This window comes from Mycobacterium dioxanotrophicus, assembly GCF_002157835.1.
GTDB classification, from domain to species: Bacteria; Actinomycetota; Actinomycetes; order Mycobacteriales; family Mycobacteriaceae; genus Mycobacterium; species Mycobacterium dioxanotrophicus.
Genome location: NZ_CP020809.1, coordinates 3,636,393 through 3,660,799, shown reverse-complemented (window position 1 = coordinate 3,660,799; position 24,407 = coordinate 3,636,393). Strand labels below are relative to the sequence as shown.

Annotated in this window: 25 protein-coding genes and 1 tRNA gene; 19 read left to right on the top strand and 7 right to left on the bottom strand. The window is 66.5% G+C overall.

From position 1 onward, the window contains the following. Positions 1-30: 30 nt before the first annotated feature. From BTO20_RS17755 to BTO20_RS17745, 3 genes are all read left to right on the top strand, one after another. Positions 31-1,167 carry a TRAP transporter substrate-binding protein gene (locus BTO20_RS17755; protein WP_157680239.1) on the top strand — a complete coding sequence of 379 codons (1,137 nt, stop codon included), beginning with the start codon at positions 31-33 and terminating at the stop codon, positions 1,165-1,167. A 132-nt stretch (positions 1,168-1,299) separates the two neighbouring features. Next, positions 1,300-2,334 carry a hypothetical protein gene (locus BTO20_RS17750; protein WP_157680238.1) on the top strand — a complete coding sequence of 345 codons (1,035 nt, stop codon included), beginning with the start codon at positions 1,300-1,302 and terminating at the stop codon, positions 2,332-2,334. A 140-nt stretch (positions 2,335-2,474) separates the two neighbouring features. Then, positions 2,475-2,735: a hypothetical protein gene (locus tag BTO20_RS17745; RefSeq protein WP_087077628.1), complete on the top strand. Its 261-nt coding sequence runs from the start codon at positions 2,475-2,477 to the stop codon at positions 2,733-2,735. 51 nt (positions 2,736-2,786) lie between these two features. Here BTO20_RS17745 and BTO20_RS17740 read toward each other — a convergent pair. Next, a tRNA-Leu gene (locus BTO20_RS17740) sits at positions 2,787-2,863 on the bottom strand. 85 nt (positions 2,864-2,948) lie between these two features. Here BTO20_RS17740 and BTO20_RS17735 point away from each other — a divergent pair. The 7 genes from BTO20_RS17735 (at position 2,949) to BTO20_RS17705 (ending at position 9,203) form a co-directional block, all read left to right on the top strand. After that, positions 2,949-3,575, top strand: coding sequence for an ANTAR domain-containing response regulator (locus tag BTO20_RS17735; protein ID WP_087077627.1), 627 nt, complete (start codon positions 2,949-2,951; stop codon positions 3,573-3,575). 182 nt (positions 3,576-3,757) lie between these two features. After that, a complete protein-coding gene (locus tag BTO20_RS17730; RefSeq protein ID WP_087082275.1) occupies positions 3,758-4,972 on the top strand; it encodes a branched-chain amino acid ABC transporter substrate-binding protein in 1,215 nt (404 codons plus the stop codon). A gap of 87 nt (positions 4,973-5,059) precedes the next feature. Next, positions 5,060-6,097, top strand: coding sequence for a branched-chain amino acid ABC transporter permease (locus BTO20_RS17725; RefSeq protein ID WP_087077626.1), 1,038 nt, complete (start codon positions 5,060-5,062; stop codon positions 6,095-6,097). Further along, complete coding sequence (locus tag BTO20_RS17720) at positions 6,094-7,293, top strand: branched-chain amino acid ABC transporter permease (protein ID WP_087077625.1); 1,200 nt, start codon at positions 6,094-6,096, stop codon at positions 7,291-7,293. Before BTO20_RS17725 ends, BTO20_RS17720 begins: the two co-directional genes overlap by 4 nt. Further along, positions 7,290-8,144, top strand: a complete 855-nt coding sequence (locus tag BTO20_RS17715; RefSeq protein ID WP_087077624.1) for an ABC transporter ATP-binding protein — start codon at positions 7,290-7,292, stop codon at positions 8,142-8,144. The genes BTO20_RS17720 and BTO20_RS17715 overlap by 4 nt, the downstream gene beginning before the upstream one ends. Next, positions 8,128-8,877, top strand: coding sequence for an ABC transporter ATP-binding protein (locus BTO20_RS17710; RefSeq protein WP_087077623.1), 750 nt, complete (start codon positions 8,128-8,130; stop codon positions 8,875-8,877). The genes BTO20_RS17715 and BTO20_RS17710 overlap by 17 nt, the downstream gene beginning before the upstream one ends. Beyond that, positions 8,877-9,203: a YnfA family protein gene (locus tag BTO20_RS17705; protein WP_087077622.1), complete on the top strand. Its 327-nt coding sequence runs from the start codon at positions 8,877-8,879 to the stop codon at positions 9,201-9,203. Before BTO20_RS17710 ends, BTO20_RS17705 begins: the two co-directional genes overlap by 1 nt. 3 nt (positions 9,204-9,206) lie before the next feature. On the opposite strand, the gene BTO20_RS17700 is transcribed toward BTO20_RS17705, so the two are convergent. Further along, positions 9,207-10,094 (bottom strand): SCO6745 family protein, encoded by an 888-nt coding sequence (locus BTO20_RS17700; protein WP_087077621.1) that lies wholly within the window; start codon positions 10,092-10,094, stop codon positions 9,207-9,209. Positions 10,095-10,102: 8 nt separating this feature from the next. After that, entirely contained in the window at positions 10,103-10,819 is a 717-nt protein-coding gene (locus BTO20_RS17695; RefSeq protein WP_087077620.1) for a FadR/GntR family transcriptional regulator, read from the bottom strand. A 123-nt stretch (positions 10,820-10,942) separates the two neighbouring features. On the opposite strand from BTO20_RS17695, the gene BTO20_RS17690 reads away from it, so the two are divergent. Continuing rightward, positions 10,943-11,449: a gluconokinase gene (locus BTO20_RS17690; RefSeq protein ID WP_087077619.1), complete on the top strand. Its 507-nt coding sequence runs from the start codon at positions 10,943-10,945 to the stop codon at positions 11,447-11,449. Further along, positions 11,446-12,873, top strand: coding sequence for a GntP family permease (locus tag BTO20_RS17685; RefSeq protein WP_087077618.1), 1,428 nt, complete (start codon positions 11,446-11,448; stop codon positions 12,871-12,873). The genes BTO20_RS17690 and BTO20_RS17685 overlap by 4 nt, the downstream gene beginning before the upstream one ends. A 5-nt stretch (positions 12,874-12,878) precedes the next feature. Here BTO20_RS17685 and BTO20_RS17680 read toward each other — a convergent pair whose 3' ends face one another. Both BTO20_RS17680 and BTO20_RS17675 read right to left on the bottom strand, forming a co-directional pair. Then, entirely contained in the window at positions 12,879-13,370 is a 492-nt protein-coding gene (locus BTO20_RS17680; RefSeq protein WP_087077617.1) for an RDD family protein, read from the bottom strand. Positions 13,371-13,379: 9 nt separating this feature from the next. After that, positions 13,380-14,168, bottom strand: a complete 789-nt coding sequence (locus tag BTO20_RS17675; RefSeq protein WP_087077616.1) for a DoxX family membrane protein — start codon at positions 14,166-14,168, stop codon at positions 13,380-13,382. 150 nt (positions 14,169-14,318) lie between these two features. On the opposite strand from BTO20_RS17675, the gene xylB reads away from it, so the two are divergent. Continuing rightward, positions 14,319-15,716 carry a xylulokinase gene (xylB, locus tag BTO20_RS17670; protein ID WP_087077615.1) on the top strand — a complete coding sequence of 466 codons (1,398 nt, stop codon included), beginning with the start codon at positions 14,319-14,321 and terminating at the stop codon, positions 15,714-15,716. Next, positions 15,713-16,417: an MBL fold metallo-hydrolase gene (locus BTO20_RS17665; protein ID WP_087077614.1), complete on the top strand. Its 705-nt coding sequence runs from the start codon at positions 15,713-15,715 to the stop codon at positions 16,415-16,417. The genes xylB and BTO20_RS17665 overlap by 4 nt, the downstream gene beginning before the upstream one ends. Before the next feature lie 2 nt (positions 16,418-16,419). Here BTO20_RS17665 and BTO20_RS17660 read toward each other — a convergent pair whose 3' ends face one another. Next, a complete protein-coding gene (locus tag BTO20_RS17660; protein WP_087077613.1) occupies positions 16,420-17,331 on the bottom strand; it encodes a LysR family transcriptional regulator in 912 nt (303 codons plus the stop codon). 84 nt (positions 17,332-17,415) lie between these two features. Between BTO20_RS17660 and BTO20_RS17655 the strand changes: the two genes are divergently transcribed. After that, positions 17,416-18,234: an acyl-CoA thioesterase domain-containing protein gene (locus BTO20_RS17655; protein WP_198344428.1), complete on the top strand. Its 819-nt coding sequence runs from the start codon at positions 17,416-17,418 to the stop codon at positions 18,232-18,234. Positions 18,235-18,258: 24 nt separating this feature from the next. Then, a complete protein-coding gene (locus BTO20_RS17650; protein WP_198344427.1) occupies positions 18,259-19,740 on the top strand; it encodes an FGGY-family carbohydrate kinase in 1,482 nt (493 codons plus the stop codon). A 3-nt stretch (positions 19,741-19,743) separates the two neighbouring features. Here the strand turns inward: BTO20_RS17650 and BTO20_RS17645 are convergent, their stop codons facing one another. Next, entirely contained in the window at positions 19,744-20,766 is a 1,023-nt protein-coding gene (locus BTO20_RS17645) for a sugar-binding transcriptional regulator (RefSeq protein WP_087077611.1), read from the bottom strand. Positions 20,767-20,919: 153 nt separating this feature from the next. Here BTO20_RS17645 and eltD point away from each other — a divergent pair, with 153 nt between their 5' ends. The 3 genes from eltD to BTO20_RS17630 all read left to right on the top strand — a co-directional run bounded on the left by eltD (position 20,920) and on the right by BTO20_RS17630 (position 24,404). Further along, positions 20,920-21,984 (top strand): erythritol/L-threitol dehyrogenase, encoded by a 1,065-nt coding sequence (gene eltD / locus BTO20_RS17640; RefSeq protein WP_087082271.1) that lies wholly within the window; start codon positions 20,920-20,922, stop codon positions 21,982-21,984. Between the two features lie 69 nt (positions 21,985-22,053). Then, entirely contained in the window at positions 22,054-23,433 is a 1,380-nt protein-coding gene (locus BTO20_RS17635; RefSeq protein WP_198344529.1) for an extracellular solute-binding protein, read from the top strand. A 14-nt stretch (positions 23,434-23,447) separates the two neighbouring features. After that, the gene (locus BTO20_RS17630; RefSeq protein WP_087077610.1) at positions 23,448-24,404 is read left to right on the top strand and encodes a carbohydrate ABC transporter permease; all 957 of its coding nucleotides are present in this window, start codon (positions 23,448-23,450) and stop codon (positions 24,402-24,404) included. Positions 24,405-24,407 lie beyond the last annotated feature (3 nt).

Genomic DNA, 24,407 nt, shown 5'->3' with positions numbered 1-24,407 from the left:
CGCCAGACGTTTCCGCGACCAGGAGCAGACATGACAATTGACAGACGCCGACTGCTGGCCGGAGTACCGGCCGCAATGGCGGGTACCGCACTCTTCGCCGGCGCCACCACCGCATGTGCCACAACGGATTCGGGCAAGGCCTCGGGCGTCGACGGCCCCCAGGTGCACTGGCGCATGATGGTGAGCTGGCCGAAGGACCTGAGCATCATGTACGGCGGCGCCCAGTTCGTGGCCGATCGGGTGAAGGCGATGACCGGCGGCCGGTTCACCATCGACCTGCATGTCGAAGGCGAGCTCGACACCAAAGACGACCTGATGACCGCGGTCAGCAAGGGCTTCGTCGAATGCGGTCACAGCTCCTCGGACTACTACGCGGACAAAAATGCCGGACTGACGTTCGGATCCGGGGCGCCGTTCGGGTTGACCGCGGCAGAACACGCCTCGTGGCTGCGGTTCGGCGGCGGAATGGAGCTCATCGGCGGACTCTACGACCAGTTCGGCATCGTGTATTTCCCCGCAGGCAATACCGGCGCACAGATGGGCGGCTGGTTCAACAAGGAGATCAACAGCACCGACGATCTCAAAGGGCTGCGCATGCGCATTGGTGGGATCGGGGCCGAGGTCATGAAAACCTTCGGCGTCACCCCGGTCGACGTTCCGTATCTCAAGCTGGCCGACGCCATCAAGTCCGGCCAACTCGACGCTGCGGAGTTCGTCGCCCCGTTCGACGACGCCGAACTCGGACTGAACAAGGTGGCGAAGTTCTACTACTCACCGGGCTGGTGGCAGATCGGCGATCAGCTGGATTTCATCGTCAACAAGAAGGCCTTCCACGACCTGCCCGCCGAGTATCAGCAGATCGTCGAATCCGCGGCATGGGAAGCCAACCAGCGAGTGGTCGCCGAGTATGACGCGAAGAACGGCAACGCGTTGACGGACCTGGTCAAGGGCGGGACGCAGCTGCGCGAGTTTCCCATCGACATGATGCGCACCGCCTTCGCCGTGATGGAGGGCATCCACGTCCGTGAGAGCGCCAAGAGCGCCGACTACCAACGAGTGTTCGAGTCGTGGAACGCCTTCCGATGGATGGTGAAGAAGTGGCATGTCTTCATCGAAAGTCCGGTGATGCGGTCGAACGTCTTCACCGACCCGCCTCCGCGGCAATAGGTACGCCCGCCGCTCATCGGAGCGGTCGCCTCGACCTGATCACAGCAAACTCTCCTCCACGGTATCGATGTGTCAGAATGGAATACTGTCCAGTGCGACGTCGCTGTCGGGAACCTCTGGGGGAGTGTGAACGTGGACCGGGTGTGGGTACGGAATACAGCGGTCAGTGCGGCCATCGCCTGCGGCGCCATGGTCGCCGGGCCCGGCGTCTCGGGCACCGCGGTCGCATCGGCTGATCTACTCGGCGTCGGCGTCGATGTCCTCGGCATCTTCGGTCACCACAAAGACAACAAGAAAAGCTCCAGCCACCGCGCCGGCGCCAACGGTAAGCAGAACAGTGGCCCCGCCAAGACCGGGCGGCCCGGCCAGCGCGATAACCAGAAAACCGGCAAGCCTGGTCAGACCGGCAAACACAGGATCGGCGTGGGTGGTGAATCCTCAGGTCAGAAGTCTGCGGGGACCACCGAGAGCACTACGAATCGGGCGGCACAGTCAGCGAACACGCCGTCGACCTTGAGCACAGGCGTGAGCATCTCGGAAACATCGGTAGGCGTCCCTGAGGCTCAGGCGAGCATCCCGTCAGCCGGTGGCGGTGGCGGTGGCGGCGGAGCATCCACCAGCGGGCGCATCGGCCGGGCTCCGAACCTGGCGCCGGTGCCGACTGCCCCGAGTAGTCGGCAAATCGTCATTCACGCCGCACCGGCCGAGGCGCCTTCGGCACCTGCCCACACCGCCCCCGAAGCTCAGTCCCCGTCGATCGCCTCGCCGTCGGCCCCCGTGGTCGCCGCGCCGGTCCCGGTGGTAGTCCCACCGCCGATGATCGTGCTCCCGCTGCCACCCCTGCCGGAGGTCGCCCCGCCCGCCCCGTCCGGCGGCGGTGGCGCACCAGCGGCCCCGCCGCCCGCGCCGAGTGCACCTCACGTGACCGCGCCCAGCGCGCAGTCCCCGAAGCACGCCGCGCCGACGATCCCCGCGATCCCCGAGACGTTCCGCATCGGCTACGCCGACTACCTACGTGCGTCGAGCACCACAGATCTCATCTTCGCCGTGCTGCCGGGCCTTGCCGGGATGGTGTTGCTCACCGCCGCCGGCGGCGCGGTCGGCTTCCGCCAGGCGCGCGCGGCACGCACCCTGCCGGAGCAGCAGATCGCCCGGTTCCTGCCGTAACGGCGGGTAGGTTTTCACCTCCACCCGAGCACCTTGGAAATGGCTGTGCGCCATACCTTCTCAGGCTGTGACCGAACAACGCCAGCGGACTCGAAGTGTTTTGACAGTGGCGCGCAGGGGTGGGGTGCTTGGCTCGCCACATGATGACCAAAACACGAATTGCGGCAACCACGGCAATGTTTGCCACCGCGATCGGACTCGCGGGACTCGGCGGGGCCGTGGCACAAGCCGAGCCGATGGCACCCCCGCCCGACTACCACTGGTGCCCCGGTGAGTTCTGGCACCCCGAATGGGGCTTCAACTGGGACTTCGGGCGCTGCCACGACGACTGGTACTACGACGGCGAGCCACGCGATCAATGGCACTGGCACGGCAACGGCCCGTGGCGTCCCGGCATGTGACGTAACGCCGGTCCGTACGACAAATGCCAGGTCGATTGACCTGGCATTTTCTGGTGCCCTCGGTGAGATTCGAACTCACACTGGACGGGTTTTGAATCCGTTTCCTCTGCCAGTTGGGATACGAGGGCATCGCTGCGTTGGGTGCTGCGGCCTACCACCATAGATGATGGCCCCGCAGTCGCTCATCGGCGGCTGCCACGACACAATATCTCCATGACCGGGTCACCGACTCACGCCGCCAAGCCCCACCGCGTACTCATCGCCGAGGACGAGGCGCTCATCCGCCTCGACCTCGCAGAGATGCTGCGAGAGGAGGGCTATGACGTGGTCGGTGAGGCCGGCGACGGGCAGGAGGCGGTCGATCTGGCCGAGAAGCTGCGCCCTGACCTGGTGATCATGGACGTCAAGATGCCGCGCCGCGACGGGATCGACGCGGCAGCCGAGATCGCCAGTAAGCGCATCGCCCCGATCGTGGTGCTCACTGCGTTCAGTCAGCGTGAGTTGGTCGAGCGGGCCCGCGACGCAGGGGCCATGGCGTATCTGGTGAAGCCGTTCAACGTCACCGACCTCATCCCGGCCATCGAGGTGGCGGTCAGCCGGTTCGGTGAGATCACGGCGCTGGAAACCGAGGTGGCGAGCCTGTCGGACCGGTTGGAGACGCGCAAGCTGGTCGAGCGGGCGAAGGGCCTGCTGCAGAGCAAGCACCAGATGACCGAACCCGAGGCGTTCAAGTGGATCCAGCGGGCCGCGATGGACCGTCGGACCACCATGAAGCGGGTCGCAGAGGTGGTGTTGGAGTCGCTCGACGAACCCACGGAGGCTGCCGCCGACGAAGGGTAGCGGTGTTAATTGTGGGTTTCTGATGTTGCCGACAATCGCATTCGGCCAGAGTCGACGCGACCGGCATCAGTCAACATCCCGCACCACGGCCATGCTTTGGCTATGTTCTACCCCGAAGCATCGGCGCCTGCCTGGTCGGCATGGTCGTCGGCGCCGCTGACAACACTGACCCGGAGGTGAACGTGCGCGGTGGCATTGCACGAAAAGCGTTGGTTCTCGGTAGTGCGGGGCTCATGGTGCTCGGCATGGCGGCCTGCCAGAAGCAGTCGGCGCCCGAGCAGCAGGCATCCCAAACCAGTCTGAAGATCGTCGAGCAGTTCCCGATCGACGAAAACGGTGCGCAGATCAAGCCACCCGACACGGCAGCGGCGGCGGATCCGGCCGGTGACGGCAAGGCCACCTGCCCGCCCCTGAAGCTCGCGATGATGGGCGCGCTGACGGGCCCCGATGCCGCACTGGGCATCAACATCCTCAACGGTGCGCAGTTGGCGGTCGACAAGCACAATGCGGCCAACCCGGGCTGCCAGGTGACGCTGGAGAAGTTCGACACCGAGGGCGATCCCAACAAGGCCAACGGCGTCGCACCACGCATCGTGGACACCCAGGAGATCATCGGGCTGATCGGGCCCGCGTTCTCCGGTGAGACCGACGCCACCGGCGGCCTGTTCAACCAGGCCGGCCTGGTTGCCACCACCGCATCGGCGACCCGCGTCGATCTCAGCAAGAACGGCTGGCGCACGTTCTTCCGCGGCCTCGGCAACGACGGCAGCCAGGGCACCGCGGTCGCCAACTACCTGAAGAACACTCTGGGCAACAAGAAGGTCTGCGTCGTCGACGACCAGTCCGCCTACGGCATCGGCCTTGCCACCGTGGTGCGCGAAACCCTTGGGCCGGTGGCCGACTCGGGCTGCAACATCTCGGTGAAGAAAGAGGACAAAGATCTCTCGGCCGCAGTGACCCAGATCAAGGGTGTGGCCCCGGATTCCATCTTCTACAGCGGCTACTACTCGCAGGCAGCACCGTTCGTCCAGCAGCTGCGCGACGCGGGCGTCACCGCGACATTCGTCAGCGCCGACGGCACCAAGGACCCGGAGTTCGTCAAGCAGGCCGGCGAGGCCTCCAAGGACGCGATCCTGAGCTGCCCGTGCAGCCCGGCGCCTCCGGCGTTCGCCAAGGAGTACACCGCCAAGTTCAACCAGGAACCCGGCACGTACAGCACCGAGGGCTATGACCTGGCCACCATCCTGCTCAAAGGCATCGACTCGGGTATCAAGGATCGGGCCGGGCTGCTGGAGTACGTGAAGGCCTACAACGCACCTGGCGTGGCCCGCCAGTACCAGTGGACCGACACCGGTGAGCTCACCAACACCCTCATCTGGGTGTACAAGGTTCAGTGACGGTTTGACGACGGAAACGCGTCCGGAACAACCAGTTCCGGACGCGTTCTTCGTTGGTAACGCCAAGCGAAGAGGAGCCGCGCCCGGATGACCCCGGATTGCGTCAGTGGCTATGTGTGCGCCGCCGCCGACATCAACTTCAACGTCGAGAACCTGCTGCACGGGTTCTGGCAGCTCACGATCGACGGCCTGGCGTGGGGTGCGATCTATGCGTTGGTGGCAGTGGGGTACACCCTGGTTTTCGGTGTGCTGCGGCTGATCAACTTCGCGCACTCCGAGATCTTCATGCTCGGCATGTTCGGTGCCTACTTCTGTCTGGACGTGATCCTCGGTTTCACCGCCAACGGCAACGCCTACAACGTGGGCGTCGGATTGACGGTGATGTACCTGGGCATCGCGATGATCTTCGCGATGCTGGTGTCAGGCTCGGCGGCGGTGGGCCTGGAGTTGGTCGCCTACCGGCCGTTGCGCAAACGCAACGCGCGGCCGCTGACCTTCCTCATCACCGCGATCGGCATGTCGTTCGTGCTGCAGGAAGTGGTGCACTTCGTGCTGCCGCAATTCCTGAAAGGCTACGGCGGCAGCAACGCCCAGCCGCCGATCATCCTGGTACAGCCCAAGACTCAGTTCCACGTGTTCAACTCGAGCGTTTCGAACGTCACGGTCGTGGTCATCGTCGCCGCGGTGATCCTCGCGGTGCTCACCGACATCGCCATCAACCGGACCAAGTTCGGTCGCGGGATCCGGGCGGTGGCCCAGGACCCGACCACGGCGACACTGATGGGCGTGTCGCGGGAACGGATCATCATGACGACGTTTCTCATCGGTGGTCTGCTGGCGGGGGCCGCGGCACTGCTGTACACGCTGAAAGTGCCGCAGGGCATCGTCTACTGGGGCGGCTTCGTCCTCGGCATCAAGGCATTCTCGGCGGCCGTGCTCGGTGGCATCGGCAATCTGCGCGGTGCGCTGCTCGGCGGCCTGCTGCTGGGAATCATCGAGAACTACGGGCAGGCGGTGCTGGGTACCCAGTGGCGTGACGTCGTCGCGTTCGTTCTGCTGGTTCTGGTGTTGTTGTTCCGGCCCACCGGCATCCTGGGGGAGAGCCTCGGAAAGGCGCGGGCATGACGAACGGGCACGAATCCGAACGGCGGCCGATCGGCTCGGCCCTGCTGGCGCCGGGCGATGCCATCCGCGACGGCTGGTCAGCCCTGCCACGCCAGCTGAAATGGGTTTTCGGCATACCGGTGTTCGCGCTTTTGGCGTTGTTGCCGCTGAATCCTCCGCAGATCCTCGACACACCGGGCGTCAGCTTCGGCGGCACCATGGCCCAGTTCGCGATGGTCGCCATCATCGCGATCGGCCTCAATGTCGTTGTCGGCCAAGCCGGCCTGCTCGATCTCGGGTATGTCGGGTTCTACGCGGTAGGCGCGTACACGGTGGCTTTGTTGACGAGCCCTGCCAGCCCGTGGAACCAGGCCGGGCCCAACGGATTGCTCGGCACCCACTGGGCCTGGCTGGCCTGTGTGCCACTGGCGATGGCCGTCACCGCCATGGCCGGCCTGGTGCTGGGCATCCCGACACTGCGGCTGCGCGGGGATTATCTTGCCATCGTCACTCTCGGTTTCGGCGAGATCATCCGGCTGCTGGCCGACAATCTGGCGGGGGTGACCAACGGGCCACGTGGTCTCAACGAGCTCGCCTACCCACGTTTCCGCGAGGCTCAGGAACCGCCGAACGGTGTGTTCTCGCACGGCAACTCGCTCGGCAAGGACAACTACGGCACCTGGTGGTTCTGGCTGAGCCTGCTGTTGATCGTGGTGATCCTGCTGATCGTGGGCAACCTCGAGCGCAGCCGGGTGGGCCGCGCCTGGGTGGCGATCCGCGAGGACGAAGACGCCGCGGAGGTGATGGGCGTCAACACCTTCCGCTTCAAACTGTGGGCGTTCATCATCGGAGCGGCGATCGGTGGACTGTCCGGCGCGTTGTACGCCGGGCAGGTGCAGTTCGTCGCGCCACCGACCTTCAACATCATCAACTCAATGCTGTTCTTGTGTGCGGTCGTGCTCGGTGGTCAAGGCAACAAACTCGGCGTGATCTTCGGCGCGTTCATCATCGTGTATCTGCCCAACCGGCTTCTGGGTGTCGAATTGTTCGGGATCAACCTCGGCGACCTGAAGTACCTGTTCTTCGGGCTGGCCCTGGTGATCTTGATGATCTTCCGGCCGCAGGGCCTGTTCCCGGCCCGCCAGTTCCTGCTCACCTACGGCGGCGCGGCACGGCGATTGTTGCGTTCCGGCCCGGCGGAAAGGCCGGCGCCATGACCGAGGACACTTCCGGGACGACGGAAATCATCGAGGAGCTGGCCGGGGTCCACCGGGAGATCAACGCCGCCGAAGGCGAAGTACTGCTGCAGACTAAGGATCTGACGGTCAAGTTCGGTGGACTGGTGGCGTTGGACAACGTCACCTTCGACATCCGGCGCGGTGAGATCCTCGGCCTCATCGGACCCAACGGCGCAGGCAAGACCACCTGCTTCAACGCCATCACCGGGGTGTACCGGCCGAGTTCGGGTTCGGTGCTGTTCGACGGCGCCCCGTTGGGCCGCATCAAACGGCACCAGATCACGCGGCGGGGGATCGCCCGCACGTTCCAGAACATCCGGCTGTTCGGCGAGATGACGGCGCTGGAGAACGTGGTGGTCGGCACCGACGCGCGGCACCGCACCTCGGTGCCAGGCGCGCTGATCCGGACGCCGCGGCACCGTCGCGAAGAGCGCTCCGCCATCGAACGCGCCGCCGCACTCCTGCATTTCGTCGGGATCGCCCATCGCGGCGAGGAGAAGGCCAAGAACCTGCCGTACGGCGATCAGCGTCGGCTGGAGATCGCCCGCGCACTCGCGACGGAGCCGAAGCTGCTCTGCCTCGACGAACCGGCTGCGGGCTTCAACCCGAGTGAAAAAGCCGCTCTCATCGAGTTGATCCGCAAGATCCGTGACGACGGCTACACCGTGCTGCTGATCGAACACGACATGCGTCTGGTGATGGGAGTCACCGACCGCATCGTCGTGCTGGAATTCGGCCGCAAGATCGCCGACGGACTCCCCTCGGAAATCCGCGAGGACCCGAAGGTGATTGCCGCATATCTGGGGGTGCCCGATGACGAGCTCGGCTGACACCGGCGACCGCCCGGTCCTGCTCGAGGTTCGCGACGCCGTCGTGCACTACGGCAGGATCCAGGCACTGCACGGGGTTTCACTGGTGGTGCACGAGGGTGAGCTCGTGACGCTGCTGGGTTCCAATGGCGCAGGCAAGACGACGACGATGCGCGCGATCTCGGGTCTGCGGGCTCTGACGTCGGGTTCGGTGTGGTTCGAGGGCCAGGACATCTCTCGCGTCAAGGCGCATCTGCGAGTCGCGAGCGGCCTGATCCAGGCACCGGAGGGCCGCGGGGTCTTCCCAGGCATGTCGGTGCTGGAGAACCTCGAAATGGGCTGCTATGGAAGGAAGTTCGCCACCAAATCCGAGCACGACGAGCGGCTGGACTGGGTGCTGGAGACCTTCCCGAGGCTCGCCGAGCGGCGCAGCCAAGTGGGCGGCACCTTGTCGGGAGGGGAGCAGCAGATGCTCGCGATCGGCCGGGCGTTGATGGCACGACCCCGCGTGCTGTTGCTCGACGAGCCGTCGATGGGTTTGGCGCCCATGGTGATCTCGCAGATCTTCCGCATCATTTCCGAGATCAACAACCAGGGCACTACGGTCTTGCTGGTGGAACAGAACGCCCAACAGGCCCTGAGTCGATCGGACCGGGCCTACATTCTCGAAACCGGCAACGTCACCCGCACCGGCCCTGCCCGAGAACTGTTGGCCGACGACGCCGTTCGGGCGGCTTACCTCGGTGTGGCCTGATGGTCCTCAAGTCGATCGCTCTGTTCGTGCTGGCCGCGCTGCTCGAGATCGGCGGTGCCTGGTTGGTGTGGCAGGGCCTGCGTGAGCATCGGGGCTGGTTGTGGATCGGCGCGGGTGCGGTGTCGTTGGGCGCCTACGGATTCGTGGCGGCGTTCCAACCCGACTCTCACTTCGGGCGAGTTCTGGCTGCCTACGGCGGCGTGTTCATCGCCGGCTCGTTGATCTGGGGCGTCATCGCCGACGGTTTCCGCCCGGACCGCTGGGATGTCATCGGGGCACTGATATGCCTCGGCGGTGTCGGGCTGATCATGTACGGCCCGCGCTGACCCTCAGCCCAGATGTGCGCTGCCGTCGGTGAGATCGTCGCGGCGCAGCCCCATCGGCGTCGCGGCCGGCACGTCGCCTGCGGCCACCACCTGCCGGGTGATCGGGGTCAGCGTCTGGAACAGGGTCTCGACCTCCGCGTCGGTGAGGCCGTCGAGCGCGCTGAGCGCCGCGGCGTCGGTGCGGTCCTCGATCGCCTGTTTGAGCCGGCGGCCCGCCTCGGTGAGTTCGCCTGACCCGTCGAGCAACCCGCGCGCCCGCAGTTCGTCGCTGTAGTGCTCCCACTGTTCGTCGTCGTAATCGCGGCTGCGCATGAGCATTTCCCTGGGCGTGCGCCCAGCAGCGGCGTGCAGCACGTTGGACTGCCGCCCGGTGATGCCCTCGCCGAGCAGGATCGCGACGTGGGCGTCGCCGCGCTGTTCGCGCAGCAGTGTGACGGCCTGCCACAGTTGCGCGATGGGATCGTCGGGCCAGTCCAGTGCCCGGTTGGCCGCGTAGAGCGGCCGGCCGTCCAGCGGCGCGGTGCGGGCTGCCTTGGCCGCGAGATCAGCGGCGGTGCGGGTCGCTTCGTCGTCGATGACACCCGACCGCCGGAGCGCCGCCACGGCAGAGTCGAGGCGGGCGGCCAGAGCTGCTGCGGGATCGGCGATCTGCCACGCTGCGGGCAGGGCCTTGGCGACCCGGGCCGTCGTGAAGTTGTAGAACATCGCGGCCACCACGTCGGCAGGTACCTGGCCCAACGGTGCCGAACGTGCGGCCATGTAGCCCATCCAGAATCCGCGGTAGCCGAGTCCATCGAGGGCCGAGCGGCATTCCGGTGCGAAGTAGGTGACCCCGTGTACCAGCTCGAAACGTTCGAAGAAGCGGCGTGCCAGTGACGGTGTGCGACCCATGCCGTCAGTTAATCACCGGGCTTGTCGTCATGATCGACTGCGGTGACCGCTTCGTCGATGATGGCCCGCATCGCCCGTTCGGCACCCTGTTCGTCGCGCAGCCGGATCGCGCGGGCCACCTCGTCGTGCAGCTCGATCGCGGCGGGGTTGGGCTGCACCGGCATCAGCCCGTGGTGGGTGCGGCCGGTCAGCACCTCGGCCACCACGTCGTTGAGCGCCCGGAACATCTCGTTGCCGCTGGCTTCCAGCAGCGTCCGGTGAAACACCTTGTCCGCCAACAGGTATGCGTCGAGGTCGCCGGACCGTCCGTGCACCACCATGTCGGATACCGCTGCGGCCAAGATACGGCAGTGATCGGGATTGGCTCGGCGGGCCGCCAGGGCCGCGGCGGCCGGTTCGAATCCGCGGCGCAGTTCCGACAGGGACACCAACTGGGCGGCCCGGTCGCCGGCCTCCAGGCGCCACCGGATCAGCCTGGGGTCGAAGACGTTCCAGTTGGCCGACGGCTGGATGGTGATGCCGACGCGACGTCGTGACGCGATCATGCCCATCGACTCCAGCACTCGCATGGCCTCACGCGCGACACTGCGCGAGACCCCGTGCCGGGCGCTGACCCCTTCAAGGGTCAGAACCTGGCCCGCAGCGAGTTCACCGGACACGATGCCGGTACCGAGCGCGGTCAGCAGATTGCCATGCAACGCTCCGACGTTTGATGGCGAGGACACGGATACATCGTGTCATAAATGCGCCGGTACAGAGTAAAAACAGATTACTTTCAGAAATGCTTGCAAAAGTCTGACTTTTGAGGCAGGCTCTGTGACGGTAACCACAACCGTGAGGTGGAGTGCATGGGATCACCAATCGTCATCATGGGCGTTTCGGGTTCAGGAAAATCGACGGTCGGCGCGGCATTGGCGCAACGGCTACGCGTGCCGTTCGGCGACGCCGACGATTTCCACCCACCGGCCAACATCGCCAAGATGGCGGCCGGGCACCCGCTCGACGACGACGACCGCTATCCATGGCTGGAGACCATCGGCGGATGGCTGGCCGACCACCATGACGGTGGCGTCATGAGCTGCTCGGCACTCAAGCGCAAGTACCGCGACCAGTTGCGACGGCACTGCCCCGACGTGCAGTTCCTGCACCTCACAGGCACACCCGAGGTGATCGGCCGCAGGCAGGCCAGCCGTCCCGGGCACTTCATGCCCGCAGCACTGTTGAACTCGCAGTTCGAGACGCTGGAGCCGCTGGATTCCGACGAGGCCGGGATCACCATCGACGTAGACCAGGACATCGACGCCATCGTCGACGCCTACGTCGCCGCCACCGCGCCGGCCCGGGGCAAGCAGTGAGCCCCGCGCTGAGCGTCCTCGCCGAGGGCGCGAAACTGCCGGAGCCGGTCGCACCGGGCTGGGAACTGATCGTGGCGTTCCTGGCCGGCATCGCCGTGATCGTGGTGCTGATCTCGTGGGTGAAACTGCACCCGTTCCTCGCGTTGATCTTCGGTGCCTTGACCGTGGGCGTCGTGCCGCTGGTGCTCAGCGTGTTCACCGGCGACACGGTCAGGCAGAGCCTGCCCACGGTCATCACCTCGTTCAGCGACGGATTCGGTTCCACCGCAGCCGGTGTCGGCATCCTCATCGCCCTCGGAGCGATGTTCGCCAAGTTGCTTGCCGATTCCGGTGGCGCGGACGAGATCGTCGACACCATCGTCGGCCACGCCTCGCCCAGGATGTTGCCGTGGGCGATGGCCTTGGTGGGCGCCATCATCGGGCTGCCGATGTTCTTCGAGATCGGCCTGGTGCTCCTCATGCCGGTGATCTACCTGGTGGCGCGCCGCTCGCACCTGTCGCTGATCACGGTCGGCATCCCGGCGCTGGCCGGTCTGTCGGCCATGCACGGGTTCGTGCCACCGCACCCCGGCCCGCTCACCGCGATCGACCTGCTGCACGCCGACCTCGGTGTGACCCTGGCGCTCGGTGTGCTCGTCGCGGTGCCCACCGTGGTGATCGCCGGTCCGCTGTTCGGAAAACTGGCCGGCCGCTGGGTTGTCGTCGATGCCCCGGACACCTTCGAAGGTGATCGAAACGGTGCGGACGATGCGCAGCGTCCCTCGTTCGGCATCACGATGTTCAGTGTTCTGCTCCCCGTCGTGTTGATGATGGGGAAAGCCTTGTGCGACATCTTCATCGACAACAAGAAGCAGTGGCTGCGGGTCACCTTCGATGTGCTGGGCACCCCGCTGGTCGCGTTGCTCATCGCGGTCGTCGTCGGCATGGTCACGCTGGGCCGCGGCGCCGGAATGTCGCGGGCGGCCATCACCAAATGCGTCGAGTCGGGTTTGCCGCCGGTCGCCGGGATCATCTTGATCGTCGCTGCCGGTGGCGGATTCAAACAGGTTCTGGTCGACAGCGGTATCGGCACGATGCTGGCCCGCTGGGCCGAGAACGTCCACATCTCGGTCATCCTGCTGGCCTGGGTCCTGGCTGTGCTCATCCGGCTGGCCACCGGCTCGGCGACCGTTGCCACCATCACCGCCTCGGCGTTGGTGCTCGGCCTCGTCGAAGGGATGAGCACGGGTCAGACGTCGCTCGTCGTTCTCGCGGTCGGTGCGGGCTCACTGTTCTTCTCGCACGTCAACGATGCCGGATTCTGGTTGGTGAACCAGTATTTCCGGCTCACCGTGAGCCAGACCATCAAGACCTGGTCGCTGATGGAAACCGTGTTGTCGGTCGCCGGTCTGTTGTTCGTGCTGCTGCTCAGCCTGGTGGTGTGACCTGTTCAGCTCTTGACGACCTGCGTGCCACCGGCGAGTTCGTCATGCTTGCCCTGCTTGGTGGGGCTGCTGCTGATGGTCACCGCAATGACGATGATCGCGATCACGCCGAGGAACCCGCCGATGAACGGGATGATCGGCAAGAGGGTGAACGCATTTCGGATCGCCGATTGCGCCGCGGTGGGCTTGGCGGCACCGCCGGGCCCGTGGACCGAAAGACCCAGCAGGCGCTTACCGGGAGTCCAGCCGCTCGTGGTCTCGAACAGTACGAAGTAGACGAAACTCAGTAGGCCCGTGAACAGTCCGGTGACCCAGTAGCTCGACAACGAATCCGTCACCACCGACAGGACGATGGAGACGATGCCCACCAGGATTCCGTCGATCACTCGCGCGAAGAATCGCGCCGCCAGACCACCCGGCTGCTGAGCCCCGTGTGGCGGAGGAAATCCTGGCTGGCCGTACTGCCCCGGTTGCGGCTGGAAGTCACCCGTCGTCATACAGCCAAACTACCGCCCGCGGCGCTCGTTGAGCTGTGCACGCACCATCTCGCCCAGTTCGGCACCGCGTTCGCGAGCGGCGTCGGCCACGGTTGACGCCCGGTCACCGGCGGCCTGAGCCAGATCGGGCGCGCGATCACGGGCGACATGGGCCAATTCGGCCGCACGCTCACCGGCGGCCTGCGCCAGGTCGGGTCCGCGCTCGCGGGCCACATGGGCGAATTCCACGGCACGCTCACGGGCCGCTTCGGCGAGCTCTCGACCTCGCTCGGCACCGGTCTGCAAGCCATGGCCGAGCTTCTCGGCGACCTCGCTGTCGGCCAGCGATTGTCCGGCCGACTCTCCGAGCGGCCAGGCCGCGGCGACCGTTGCCGATGCGGCTTTGGCAGCGCGGCGTCCGCGCCAAGCCAGCGACGGTTTGCCCTCGGTGTCCACCGCGGCGATGATCAACCCGCCGATCAGGCTGACGTCGGCGAGGAACGCGCGGCGTTGCTCAGCTTGCCGCTCCGGGTCGGTTTCGGACCAGAACGTATGGCTGCCGAGCCCTCCGGGGATCACCGAGAGCGCGAGCAATCCCGAGGCCAACCGTGGCATTCGTCCGGTGGCCAGCAACAATCCGCCGCCGATCTGGACGGCTGCGTTGACCTTGGCCACGGTTTCGGCCTCGGGTACCGAGGTGGGCACCACGGGAGGCGGCAGCTTGCGGACGGCGCCCACCACGGGCCGGGCAGCGTCTGCGGCGGGTTTCGGGCTCCGCAGCGCATCCACGCCGCGGGCGATGAACGTGGTCGCCAGCATGGGCCGGGCAATTCGTCGGATCAGCATGGCGTAGGTGTTTCCGCAGCGGCGCTACCGCAAACCTGTCGCGGCGAACCGGTTGGGGGCCGACGTCCGCAACGGAGCCCAAGCGCTGACGAGAACCGGCCGTATCGGTGTAGCTTCTCGGGCGTGGCTCTTGTTGCCGGCATCGACTCATCCACCCAATCGTGCAAGATCGTGGTCTGCGACGCTGACAGCGGCGCGGTGATGCGCTCAGCGTCGACCCCGCACCCCGGCGGAACCGAGATAGACCCGCAGCACTGGTGGGCAGCTCTGCAGACGACCATAGCCGCAGTCGGCGGCCTCGACGACGTCGAGGCGCTGGCCGTGGGTGCGCAGCAGCACGGCATGGTGTGCCTCGACCGGTCCGGGGCGGTGGTGCGAGATGCCTTGCTGTGGAATGACACCCGCTCCGCCGGCAGCGGGGCCCAGCTGGTCGACGAGCTCGGTGGCCCTGCCGAATGGGCTAACCGCGTCGGTGTGGTGCCCGTCGCCGCGATCACCGCAAGCAAACTGCGATGGTTGGTCGACAACGAACCGGGCCACGCCGACGCCACCGCAGCGGTGTGCCTGCCGCACGATTGGCTGACCTGGCGGCTGAGTGGCTCGACCGACATCGCCGACCTTCGCACCGACCGCAGCGACGCGAGCGGCACCGGCTACTTCTCGGCAGAGACCGACAGCTACCGCGATGACTTGCTGGAGCTCGCGATGCGTGGGCGTCGGCCCGCGCTGCCCGCGGTGCTGGGTCCCGCGGAGATCGCGGGCACGCTGCCGGGCGGCGCGATCCTCGCGCCCGGCGCCGGTGACAATGCCGCTGCCGCGCTCGGTCTTGGGGCGGGGCCGGGGGATTGCGTCGTCTCGCTCGGCACATCGGGCGTGGTCAGCGCCGTCGGCGACGCGGCACCGCATGATCCGGACGGCATCGTTGCCGGATTCGCCGACGCCACTGGGCGGCAACTGCCGCTCGTGTGCACGCTCAACGGTGCGCCCGTGCTGGCCGCCACCGCCGCGATGCTGCGGGTGGATTACGACGAGTTCGACCGGCTGGCGCTTTCGGCGCAGCCGGGAGCAGACGGGTTGACGCTGGTGCCCTATCTGGAAGGCGAACGCTCACCGAACCTTCCGCAGGCCCGCGGCGCACTGCACGGTGTGACGGCGCGGAACTTCAACTCCGCCAACCTCGCGCGCGCCGGTGTGGACGGGCTTTTGGCGTCGATGGCGTACTGCATCGACAAGATCGTCAGCTACGGCGTCAGCGTCGACCGCATCATCCTGGTCGGCGGCGGCGCCCGTTCGGAGGCGGTACGGCGGATCGCCCCGGCCATCTGGGGTCGTCCGGTGCACGTGCCGCGGCCCGACGAGTACGTCGCGCTCGGCGCCGCCCGGCAGGCGGCCTGGGCGTTGAGCAAGCAGGATGCGCCGCCGGCCTGGAGCCTCGGCCCCATCACGCCGTACACCGCGGAGCCGACTCCGCAGGTCTTCGAGCAGTACCTCGCGGCGCAGCCGTTGACACTCGGTCAGTGAACTTCGACTGGGAGTCGCTGACACACGGCGTGTGGCGGGTCCGGTTGCCGTTCCTCGATGTGACGGTCGGCCTGGTCGCGGGGGACAGCGATGTGCTGCTGGTCGATTCTGGAACCACCGTGGCCGAGGCCAGAGCGCTCGACGCGGACATTCGCGCTCTCACCGGCCGACCCGTCGGCCAGATCGTGCTGACCCACCACCATTTCGACCATGTCCTCGGCAGTGCGCACTTCACCGCGGCGCGGATCCATTGCGCACCGGAGGTGGCCGAGATGCTGTCGCACGGCACCGCCCGCCTCCGCGCCGATGCCGTCGAGTACGGCGCCGATCCGGCCGAGGTGGACGAGACCATCCTCGCGCTGCGCCCACCGCAACGCGGAACTTGGGATGCGACGATCGATCTCGGAGGTCGTACGGTGACGGTGAGCCATCCTGGCCGCGGGCACACCGACCACGACCTCATCGTCGTGGTGCCCGGTCAACGCGCGGTGGTGTTCTGCGGTGATCTCGTCGAGGAGTCCGGTGATCCGGCGATCGATGAGCACTCCGATATCACGGCGTGGCCGTCGACCTTGGACGTGCTGCTCGACGCCGCCGGGCCCCGTGCGCTTCTCGTGCCGGGGCACGGTGCCGTGGTCGACGCGGAATTCGTTCGGCGGCAACAGCAGTGGCTGGTCGCCTGGTGCGCCGCCAGGCAATAGCCCTATTCGGACATCCGAGGCCAGTGCCGCAATGACGTGGGCCGCGTGTCGGAGGGACGAAGTCGGTCGAGCACCAGCCGCAGCGGAGGCCAACCGGAGCGTCCGCGCCGGATCACCACATAGGTGGTCATGATCACCTCGGGGCTGCGTAGCGGTAAGACCTTCAGTCCGTCGCGCGGAGTGCGGTCCACGGGCAACAGCCCGATTCCGTAGCCGGCCAGGACGAGATCCTCGACGAGGTCGAGGGTGTCGATCTGATGGGCGATCCTTGGCCTGAACCCTGACAGGGCGGCGAGTGTTCGTACTGCGTCCTCGTCGGCGGTGTTGCGGGAGTTGACGATCCAGGTGTGGTCGGCATAGTCGATGAGATCCACCGAGTCGGATGCGGCGGCCGGCACCACCAGACCCCATCTGGTCGACCACAGCGGCCACGATTCCAGCACGGGGTCGGGGGAGGCCGGCGCCAGGTTGTAGTCGTAGGTCAGAGCCATGTCGAGTTCGTTGTCCACGAGCCGGCGGAAGGCCTCGATGGGCTCGTACTCGCTGATGATCGCCTCGACGCGCGGATGGGTGCAGGCGATGTCGGCCAGAACCGGGAGCAGCGAGACGCGAATGGCCGTGGCGAACCCGCCGATGCGGATGGTGCCTGCCGGTTCGGCATCCGGGTCGAGGTCCAGGCGCGCACTGTCGACGGCGGCGAGGATGGTGACCGCGTGTTCGGCGAGCCGCAGCCCCGCCGGCGTGAGGCGCACGTTGCGGCCGTCGGGTTCGATCAGCTGGGCGCCGGTGTCCTTGGCCAGCGCGGCGATCTGCTGCGACACCGTCGAGGTGGTCAGGTGGTGAACCTCGGCGACCGCTCGCATGGAGCCCAGCCGCGACAGGGCCAGCAGCAACTGCAATCGGCGGGTGTCCACGCAGCAATTGTCCGTATATCGTGAACGTTCTGTCCATATCGATGCACTGTGCTGGATAGTTAGCCCATGTGCGACGATGCGGTGATGACCGCGCGTGCCACGCATTTCACCCAAACCGATCAGGACCGGTTCGTGCCGACGAAATTCGCGCAGAGCCACTGGGGTGAAGACCATCTCAACGGCCCGGCGCTGGTCGGTCTGGCCGCCCGCGCGCTCGAGTCCGCATATGAGCTGCCGGAGTTCCTGCCCGCCCGGCTGACGGTCGACCTGTTCAAAGCGGCCCGCGGGGTGCCGACCACCACCAAGGTCGCGCTGGTCCGCGACGGCAGGCGGGTGCGGAATTCGGAGTGCGAGCTGGTGCAGGACGGCGTCACGGTGGCCAAGGCCACGCTCGTGCAGTATCGGAGGTCATCGGCCCCGCGCGGCGAGGAATGGTGCGCGACAGCGGAATTCGCGGCGCCGGCCACGCTCGATTCGGCCCAGATGACGCTGATGGGCAGCGACGTAGCCGGCTGGGGCGGCACCATTGCCGATCATCAAAATGCCTCGCGCAAACGGTTCATCAACCGAACCATCACCGTCGTCGACGGTCGGCCCAACTCCCCGTTCGTCCGGGCGGCGATGGCGGCCGAGGGCACGAGCCTCGTCACCAACCTGGGGACCGCGGGCGTCGGCTACATCAACGGCGATCTCACCGTGGGTCTGGCCCGGCTACCGCTCGATGACTGGATCGGCGTACAGGCGGACTCGCACTGGGCCGCCGACGGCATCGCGGTGGGCGCCTCGACGTTGTTCGACAGCGCGGGCGCATTCGGCACCGGCCTCGTCACGGCCGTGAGCAATCCGCAGGCGCAGATCGACTTCGCCAACGACCCGTTCCCGGAGCGCTCTGCCCCGAGGTGAGGTCCTCGTCGTAGGGTTGTCGGCGTGGAGGTGCTGCTCGGAATCGACATGGGGACCGGAAGCACCAAGGGTGTCCTCGTCGACACGTCAGGTTCGGTCATTGCCACCGAAACCGTTGCGCACTCCATGGACCTACCGCGACCTGGGTGGGCCGAGGTCGATGCGGAAAACCTGTGGTGGCGTGAGGTTTGCGGGATCAGCACGGCGCTGATGGCCCACATGCCGAGCGGGGCTGTGCTGGCCGGGATGTGCGTCAGCGGTGTCGGCCCGTGTCTGGTGTTGTGCGACGACGATCTGCGCCCGCTGCGCCCGGCGATCCTGTTCGGCATCGACACCCGCGCTGCCGCGGAGATCGCCGTACTGACCGCTGAGTTCGGTGAGGCCGAGATTCTCGAGCGGGCCGGCACCCTGCTGTCCAGCCAGGCGGTCGGGCCCAAGCTGGAATGGGTGCGTCGCCACGAACCCGAGGTGTTCGACCGTGCGACGGGCTGGTTCGGGTCCAACTCGTTCATCGCCGCCAAGCTCACTGGTGAGTACGTGATGGACCATCACACGGCGAGCCAGTGCGACCCGCTCTACGCCACCCGCGACTACACGTGGAATCTGCCCTGGGCGCAACGCATCTGCGCGCACCTGCCGCTGCCGCGGCTCGTGTGGCCCAGCGAGGTCGTGGGCACCGTCACCGCGCAGGCCGCGGCGGCCACGGGTGTGCCGGTGGGGACACCGGTCGCAGCCGGAACGGTGGACGCGTATTCCGAGGCCTTCTCGGTCGGGGTGCGTCGCCCCGGCGATCAGATGTTGATGTACGGGTCGACGATGTTCCTGGTGCAGGTCATCGCCGAGTACCACAGCGATCCGGCGTTGTGGACGACGGCAGGCGTCGAACGCGGCACGCTGGCGCTGGCCGCGGGCACCTCGACCGCGGGCAGCCTGATCAACTGGTTGCAGGGCGTCACCGGCGGAGCGTCGTTCGAGGAATTGGTGGCCGAGGCCCGCGATGTGCCGCCCGGCAGCGAAGGGTTGTTGGTGCTGCCGTACCTGGCGGGGGAGCGCACGCCGGTGTTCGATCCCCAGGCCCGCGGAGTGGTTGCCGGCCTGACCTTGCGCCACGGCCGTGGCCATCTCTTCCGCGCTGCCTACGAAGGGATTTCGTTCGGGATCCGGCAGATTCTGGAACGTTTCGACGACGCCCACAGCGGTGCCCGCACGGTCGCGGTCGGCGGTGGCCTGCGCAGCCCGATCTGGGTGCAGGCGGTCAGCGACATCACCGGCCGCCTGCAGTTGATCCCGGAGCAGGGGATCGGCGCCAGTTACGGCGACGCCCTGCTGGCGGCGATCGGAACAGGGTTGGTGCCCGCCGACACCGACTGGGCCAAGATCGCCCGCGAGATCAAGCCCGACATGCGCAACCGTGAGCTGTACGACGATCTGTATGCGACGTGGCGGGAGCTGTACCCGGCGACCAAGGAGCAGGTGCACCGGTTGTCCGGTCAGACCACCGGATGACGGCTAGCCCGGTTCGGTTCTGTCGAGGATGGCTGTCGCCGTCACCGGGTCGGTCACCAGTTGGTTGAAGTACCCGCCGCGCGCGCCCGCGATGATCGAGTCGACCTTGTCCCTGCCGACCGCGACGGCGATGGTGACCGGGACATGTTGCAGCACTTCGAGTTCCACCGCGATGAGGCGGTCGCTGCCGTCGAACTCCACCGGCTCGCCATCGCGATCGTAGAACCGGGAACACACATCGCCGACCGCGGTGCGCAGTGACGTGGATCCGGTCGGCACGAACCGGGGGATGTCCGAACGGCTCAGCGGCGGGGCGCCGACACCCATCAACGCGCATCGGGCACGCGGCCAGAGGTTCAGGACGCGCTGGATGCTCGGATCGTTGAGCAACGACGGGTAGAGATCGGGCCCCGGCAACGCGGGGGCGAACAGGTAGTTGGGTCTGCCTTTGACGCGGTTGGCCACCAGCCGCGTGATCTCGTTGGTCTGGTACCACTCCTCAGGCTGGTCGTTGCCGCCGACGGTGGGGGCGACCAGGACACCGGGTAGGTCGACGAGGTCGTACTGGGCGACCTCGTAGACGGTACGGCCCGACGACACGAGCAACACGTCACCCGGCAGCAGTCCGGCCGCGGTCAGGGCGCGGCCCACTGCAGGCGCCAACGCCGCGCCCATGACGTCGACGTCGGTGCGGCCGGGGCCGGGCTGTGCCAGGGGATGGCACAGGAACACGGTGTTGAGTGCGAGGGCACGCGTCAACCGGTCGGCGACGTCGCCTGCGGTCACTTCGGCGGGCGGCACCACTTCGATGCGGACGATCCCGCGCCGCTTGGCTTCGGCGAGCAGCCGGCTGACGGTCGCCCGGCTGGTCCCGAGCTGGGCCGCGACATCGGCCTGGGTGGCGTCCTCGGTGTAGTACATCTTCGCGGCGGCGTACAGCAGCGAGGCCGGGAAGTGGCCGGATTCGGCGTCGAGCGATGAGCCGTCGACACCGTTGGACGGCGTCGGCTGCGCTGACCTGGGCACCTGACGAGTATGACACTGAACATCTGTTCTCGTTCAGATTTCTCTGCACAATTGTTCTGGACATATGTGCATAGGCTGGTTAATGTGACACCAACCACAGTGCGAAAGGTGTCCGTCGTGTCCAATCCAGGCTCCGCCCAGATCCCCGAGAAGATGCAGGCAGTGGTCTGCCATGGCCCGCAGGATTACCGGCTTGAGGAAGTGGCTGTGCCACAACGCGGCCGGGGCGAGGCGCTGATCCGCGTCGAAGCGGTCGGCATCTGCGCCAGCGATCTGAAGTGCTATCACGGCGCCGCCAAGTTCTGGGGCGACGAGAACCGCCCGGCCTGGGCCGAGACCATGGTCATCCCGGGGCACGAATTCGTCGGCCGGGTGGTCGACCTCGACGAGGAGGCCGCCGAGCGCTGGGGCATCGCCGTGGGTGACCGGGTGGTCTCCGAACAGATCGTGCCGTGCTGGGAGTGCCGGTTCTGCAAGCGGGGCCAGTACCACATGTGCCAGCCGCACGATCTCTACGGCTTCAAACGCCGCACGCCCGGCGCCATGGCCAGCTACATGGTCTATCCGGCGGAAGCGTTGGTGCACAAGGTTTCCGGTGACATCCCGCCGGCCCACGCCGCATTCGCCGAACCACTGTCCTGCGCGCTGCACGCCGTCGAGCGCGCCCAGATCACCTTCGAGGACACCGTCGTGGTGGCCGGGTGCGGACCCATCGGCCTCGGCATGATCGCCGGCGCGAAATCCAAGAACCCCATGCGGGTCATCGCCCTGGATCTGGCACCGGAGAAGCTCAAGCTCGCCGAGCGCTGCGGCGCCGACCTCACGATCAACATCGCCGAACAGAACGCCGAAGAGATCGTCAAGGGCCTCACCGACGGCTACGGCGCCGACGTGTACCTCGAGGGCACCGGCCACACTTCGGCTGTGCCCCAAGGCCTGAACCTGCTGCGCAAACTCGGCCGGTACGTCGAGTACGGCGTGTTCGGCAGCGACGTGACCGTCGACTGGAGCATCATCAGCGACGACAAGGAACTCGACGTGCTCGGCGCCCACCTCGGGCCGTACTGCTGGCCCGCGGCGATCAAGATGATCGAATCCGGCACGCTGCCGATGGACCAGATCTGCACCCACCAGCTGCCCCTCACCGAATTCCAGCGCGGCCTGGATCTGGTGGCCAGCGGCAAAGAATCCGTCAAAGTCTCCCTGATCCCGGCGTAAATGGAGCGCGAAGCAATGAGCAGACGTGTCCGTCCCGGTTCATCGGGACCGCAACTGTCGCGTCGAAGCATGTTGGCGGCCTTGGGCATCGCGGGGGCAGCCGCCGCCAGCGCACCGATCCTGAGTTCGTGCGGTGTGGGTGGCCGGGCGTCGGCGCCCAATGGCGCCGAGGCGATCACCGGTGGCTTCGACTGGAAGAAGGCCTCGGGTGCGACGATCAACATCCTGCAGACGCCCCATCCCTATCAGCTGTCCTATCAGCCGCTGATCAAGGAGTTCACCGAACTCACCGGCATCACCGTCAACGTCGATCTGGTGCCCGAGGCCGACTACTTCACCAAGCTCAACACCGAGCTGGCGGGCGGCTCCGGCAAGCACGACGCCTTCATGCTCGGTGCCTATTTCATCTGGCAGTACGGGCCGCCCGGGTGGATCGAGGATCTCGGCCCGTGGCTGAAGAACAGCTCGGCCACCAGCGCCGAGTATGACTTCGAGGACATCTTCGAAGGCTTGCGGACCTCGACGCGCTGGGACTTCACGCTGGGCCATCCGTTGGGAACCGGTGGCCAGTGGGCGATCCCGTGGGGCTTCGAGAACAACGTGGTGGCCTACAACAAGAAGTACTTCGATCAGCGCGGCATCACCAAGCTTCCCGACAACCTCGACGATTTCATCCAGCTGGCCGTCGACCTGACCGACCGCTCGGAGAACCGCTACGGCATCTCCACCCGAGGCTCGAAGTCATGGGCGACCATCCACCCGGGGTTCATGACGCAGTACACCCGGGAGGGCGCCGTCGACTACAAGTTCAACGGTTCGGAACTGATCGCGGAGATGGACAGCGACATCGCGATCGATTTCACCAAGAAGTGGATCGACATGCAGCACCGCGCCGGGCCAACGTCGTGGACCACCTACGACTATCCCAATGCCACAGGCGATCTCGGCGACGGCAAGGCGATGATGGTGTTCGATGCCGACAGCGCCACCTATCCGAAGAACAAGCCGGGGGCCAGCAAGGAGGCGGGCAACCTGGGCTGGTACGCAGGCCCCGCCGGGCCCGACGGCAACTACAAGACCAACCTGTGGACGTGGAGTTGGGCGATGTCGGCGAACTCTCGCAACAAGCTGCCCGCATGGCTGTTCATCCAGTGGGCCACCGGCAAGGATTCGATGAACAAGGCCGTCGAGGGCGGCACCTACGCCGACCCGGTGCGCAAGTCGGTGTTCGACAACACGTTCAAGCGCGTGGCGGCCGACCAGTTCGGCTACCTGCAGGCATTCGAGACCGTCATCGCCGAGTCGAAGATCCAGTTCACGCCGCAGAAGAAGTTTTTCGACACGACCCAGAACTGGGCCGTGGCGCTGCAGGACATCTACGGCGGTGACGATGCCGCCACGCGGCTGCGCAGCCTCGCCAAGACGAATACATCCAAGGTCAACCTCTAGGAGCTCTGGCACACATGACAACTCAGACTCCGAAAGCGCCGACCACATCGCAGGAGCAGCACGCGGCCGCGGCCCGACGCAACCTGCCGGAAGTGCCGGCCTGGCGCCGGCGGTTGCGGCCGTACGTGCTGTCCATCCCTGCGCTGGTGATCGTCATCGGCATCCTGTACCCGTTCGTCCTCGGCGCCTACTACGCCATCCTCAACTACGCCGCGGTCAACCCGGATCCGCACTTCGTCTGGTTCGACAACTTCAAATCCGTGCTGGGTGACCGGGTGTTCTGGAAGAGCGTCACCGTCACGCTGATCTTCGCGGTCGTCGCCACCGGCGTCGAAACAGTGTTGGGCGTGGGCCTCGCGCTCCTGCTGAACCGGTCGTCGATCATCGGCAAGATCTTCGAGAAGGTGCTCATCCTGCCGCTGATGATCGCCCCCGTCATCGCGGGCGTGATCTGGAAGCTGATGTTCAACCCGCAGTTCGGTGTGCTCAACCATGTTCTGGGACTGGGCAACACGTTCGACTGGTTGTCCTCGACGCATGCGTTGTGGTCGGTGATCCTCGTCGACCTGTGGATCTTCACACCCTTTGTCGCCATCCTCGTGCTCGCCGGCATCCGGTCGCTGCCCAAGGAGCCGTTCGAGGCGTCGGAAGTGGACGGTGCCAGTTGGCCCTACATGTTCCGCAAGCTCATGCTGCCGATGCTGTGGCCCTACATCCTGGTCGCGGTCATCTTCCGGTTCATGGACAACCTCAAGGTGTTCGACCACATCTACGTGCTCACCGCAGGCGGCCCGGGCGTCGCCACCCGCACCCTGCAGATCGGGGCCTTCGAAGACTCCATCATCAACCTCGACTACTCCCGCGGCAGCACCTACATGCTGCTGCTCTGGATCATCGTGTTCATCACCGCGCGCTACCTCGTGAGCGTGCTGGGCAAGGCGCAGCGCCGAGCTGCCGGAGCGGAGTCGTAACAC

Coding starts and splice junctions, on each gene's coding strand:
- BTO20_RS17755 (WP_157680239.1), top strand. CDS start 31: ATGACAATTGACAGACGCCGACTGCTGGCCGGAGTACCGGCCGCAATG.
- BTO20_RS17735 (WP_087077627.1), top strand. CDS start 2,949: ATGACCGGGTCACCGACTCACGCCGCCAAGCCCCACCGCGTACTCATC.
- BTO20_RS17675 (WP_087077616.1), bottom strand. CDS start 14,168: ATGCTGGCGACCACGTTCATCGCCCGCGGCGTGGATGCGCTGCGGAGC.
- BTO20_RS17655 (WP_198344428.1), top strand. CDS start 17,416: ATGACCGCGCGTGCCACGCATTTCACCCAAACCGATCAGGACCGGTTC.
- BTO20_RS17635 (WP_198344529.1), top strand. CDS start 22,054: ATGTTGGCGGCCTTGGGCATCGCGGGGGCAGCCGCCGCCAGCGCACCG.
- BTO20_RS17715 (WP_087077624.1), top strand. CDS start 7,290: ATGACCGAGGACACTTCCGGGACGACGGAAATCATCGAGGAGCTGGCC.
- eltD (WP_087082271.1), top strand. CDS start 20,920: ATGCAGGCAGTGGTCTGCCATGGCCCGCAGGATTACCGGCTTGAGGAA.
- BTO20_RS17690 (WP_087077619.1), top strand. CDS start 10,943: ATGGGATCACCAATCGTCATCATGGGCGTTTCGGGTTCAGGAAAATCG.
- BTO20_RS17745 (WP_087077628.1), top strand. CDS start 2,475: ATGATGACCAAAACACGAATTGCGGCAACCACGGCAATGTTTGCCACC.
- BTO20_RS17630 (WP_087077610.1), top strand. CDS start 23,448: ATGACAACTCAGACTCCGAAAGCGCCGACCACATCGCAGGAGCAGCAC.
- BTO20_RS17725 (WP_087077626.1), top strand. CDS start 5,060: ATGACCCCGGATTGCGTCAGTGGCTATGTGTGCGCCGCCGCCGACATC.
- BTO20_RS17680 (WP_087077617.1), bottom strand. CDS start 13,370: ATGACGACGGGTGACTTCCAGCCGCAACCGGGGCAGTACGGCCAGCCA.
- BTO20_RS17710 (WP_087077623.1), top strand. CDS start 8,128: ATGACGAGCTCGGCTGACACCGGCGACCGCCCGGTCCTGCTCGAGGTT.
- BTO20_RS17720 (WP_087077625.1), top strand. CDS start 6,094: ATGACGAACGGGCACGAATCCGAACGGCGGCCGATCGGCTCGGCCCTG.
- BTO20_RS17700 (WP_087077621.1), bottom strand. CDS start 10,094: ATGGGTCGCACACCGTCACTGGCACGCCGCTTCTTCGAACGTTTCGAG.
- BTO20_RS17705 (WP_087077622.1), top strand. CDS start 8,877: ATGGTCCTCAAGTCGATCGCTCTGTTCGTGCTGGCCGCGCTGCTCGAG.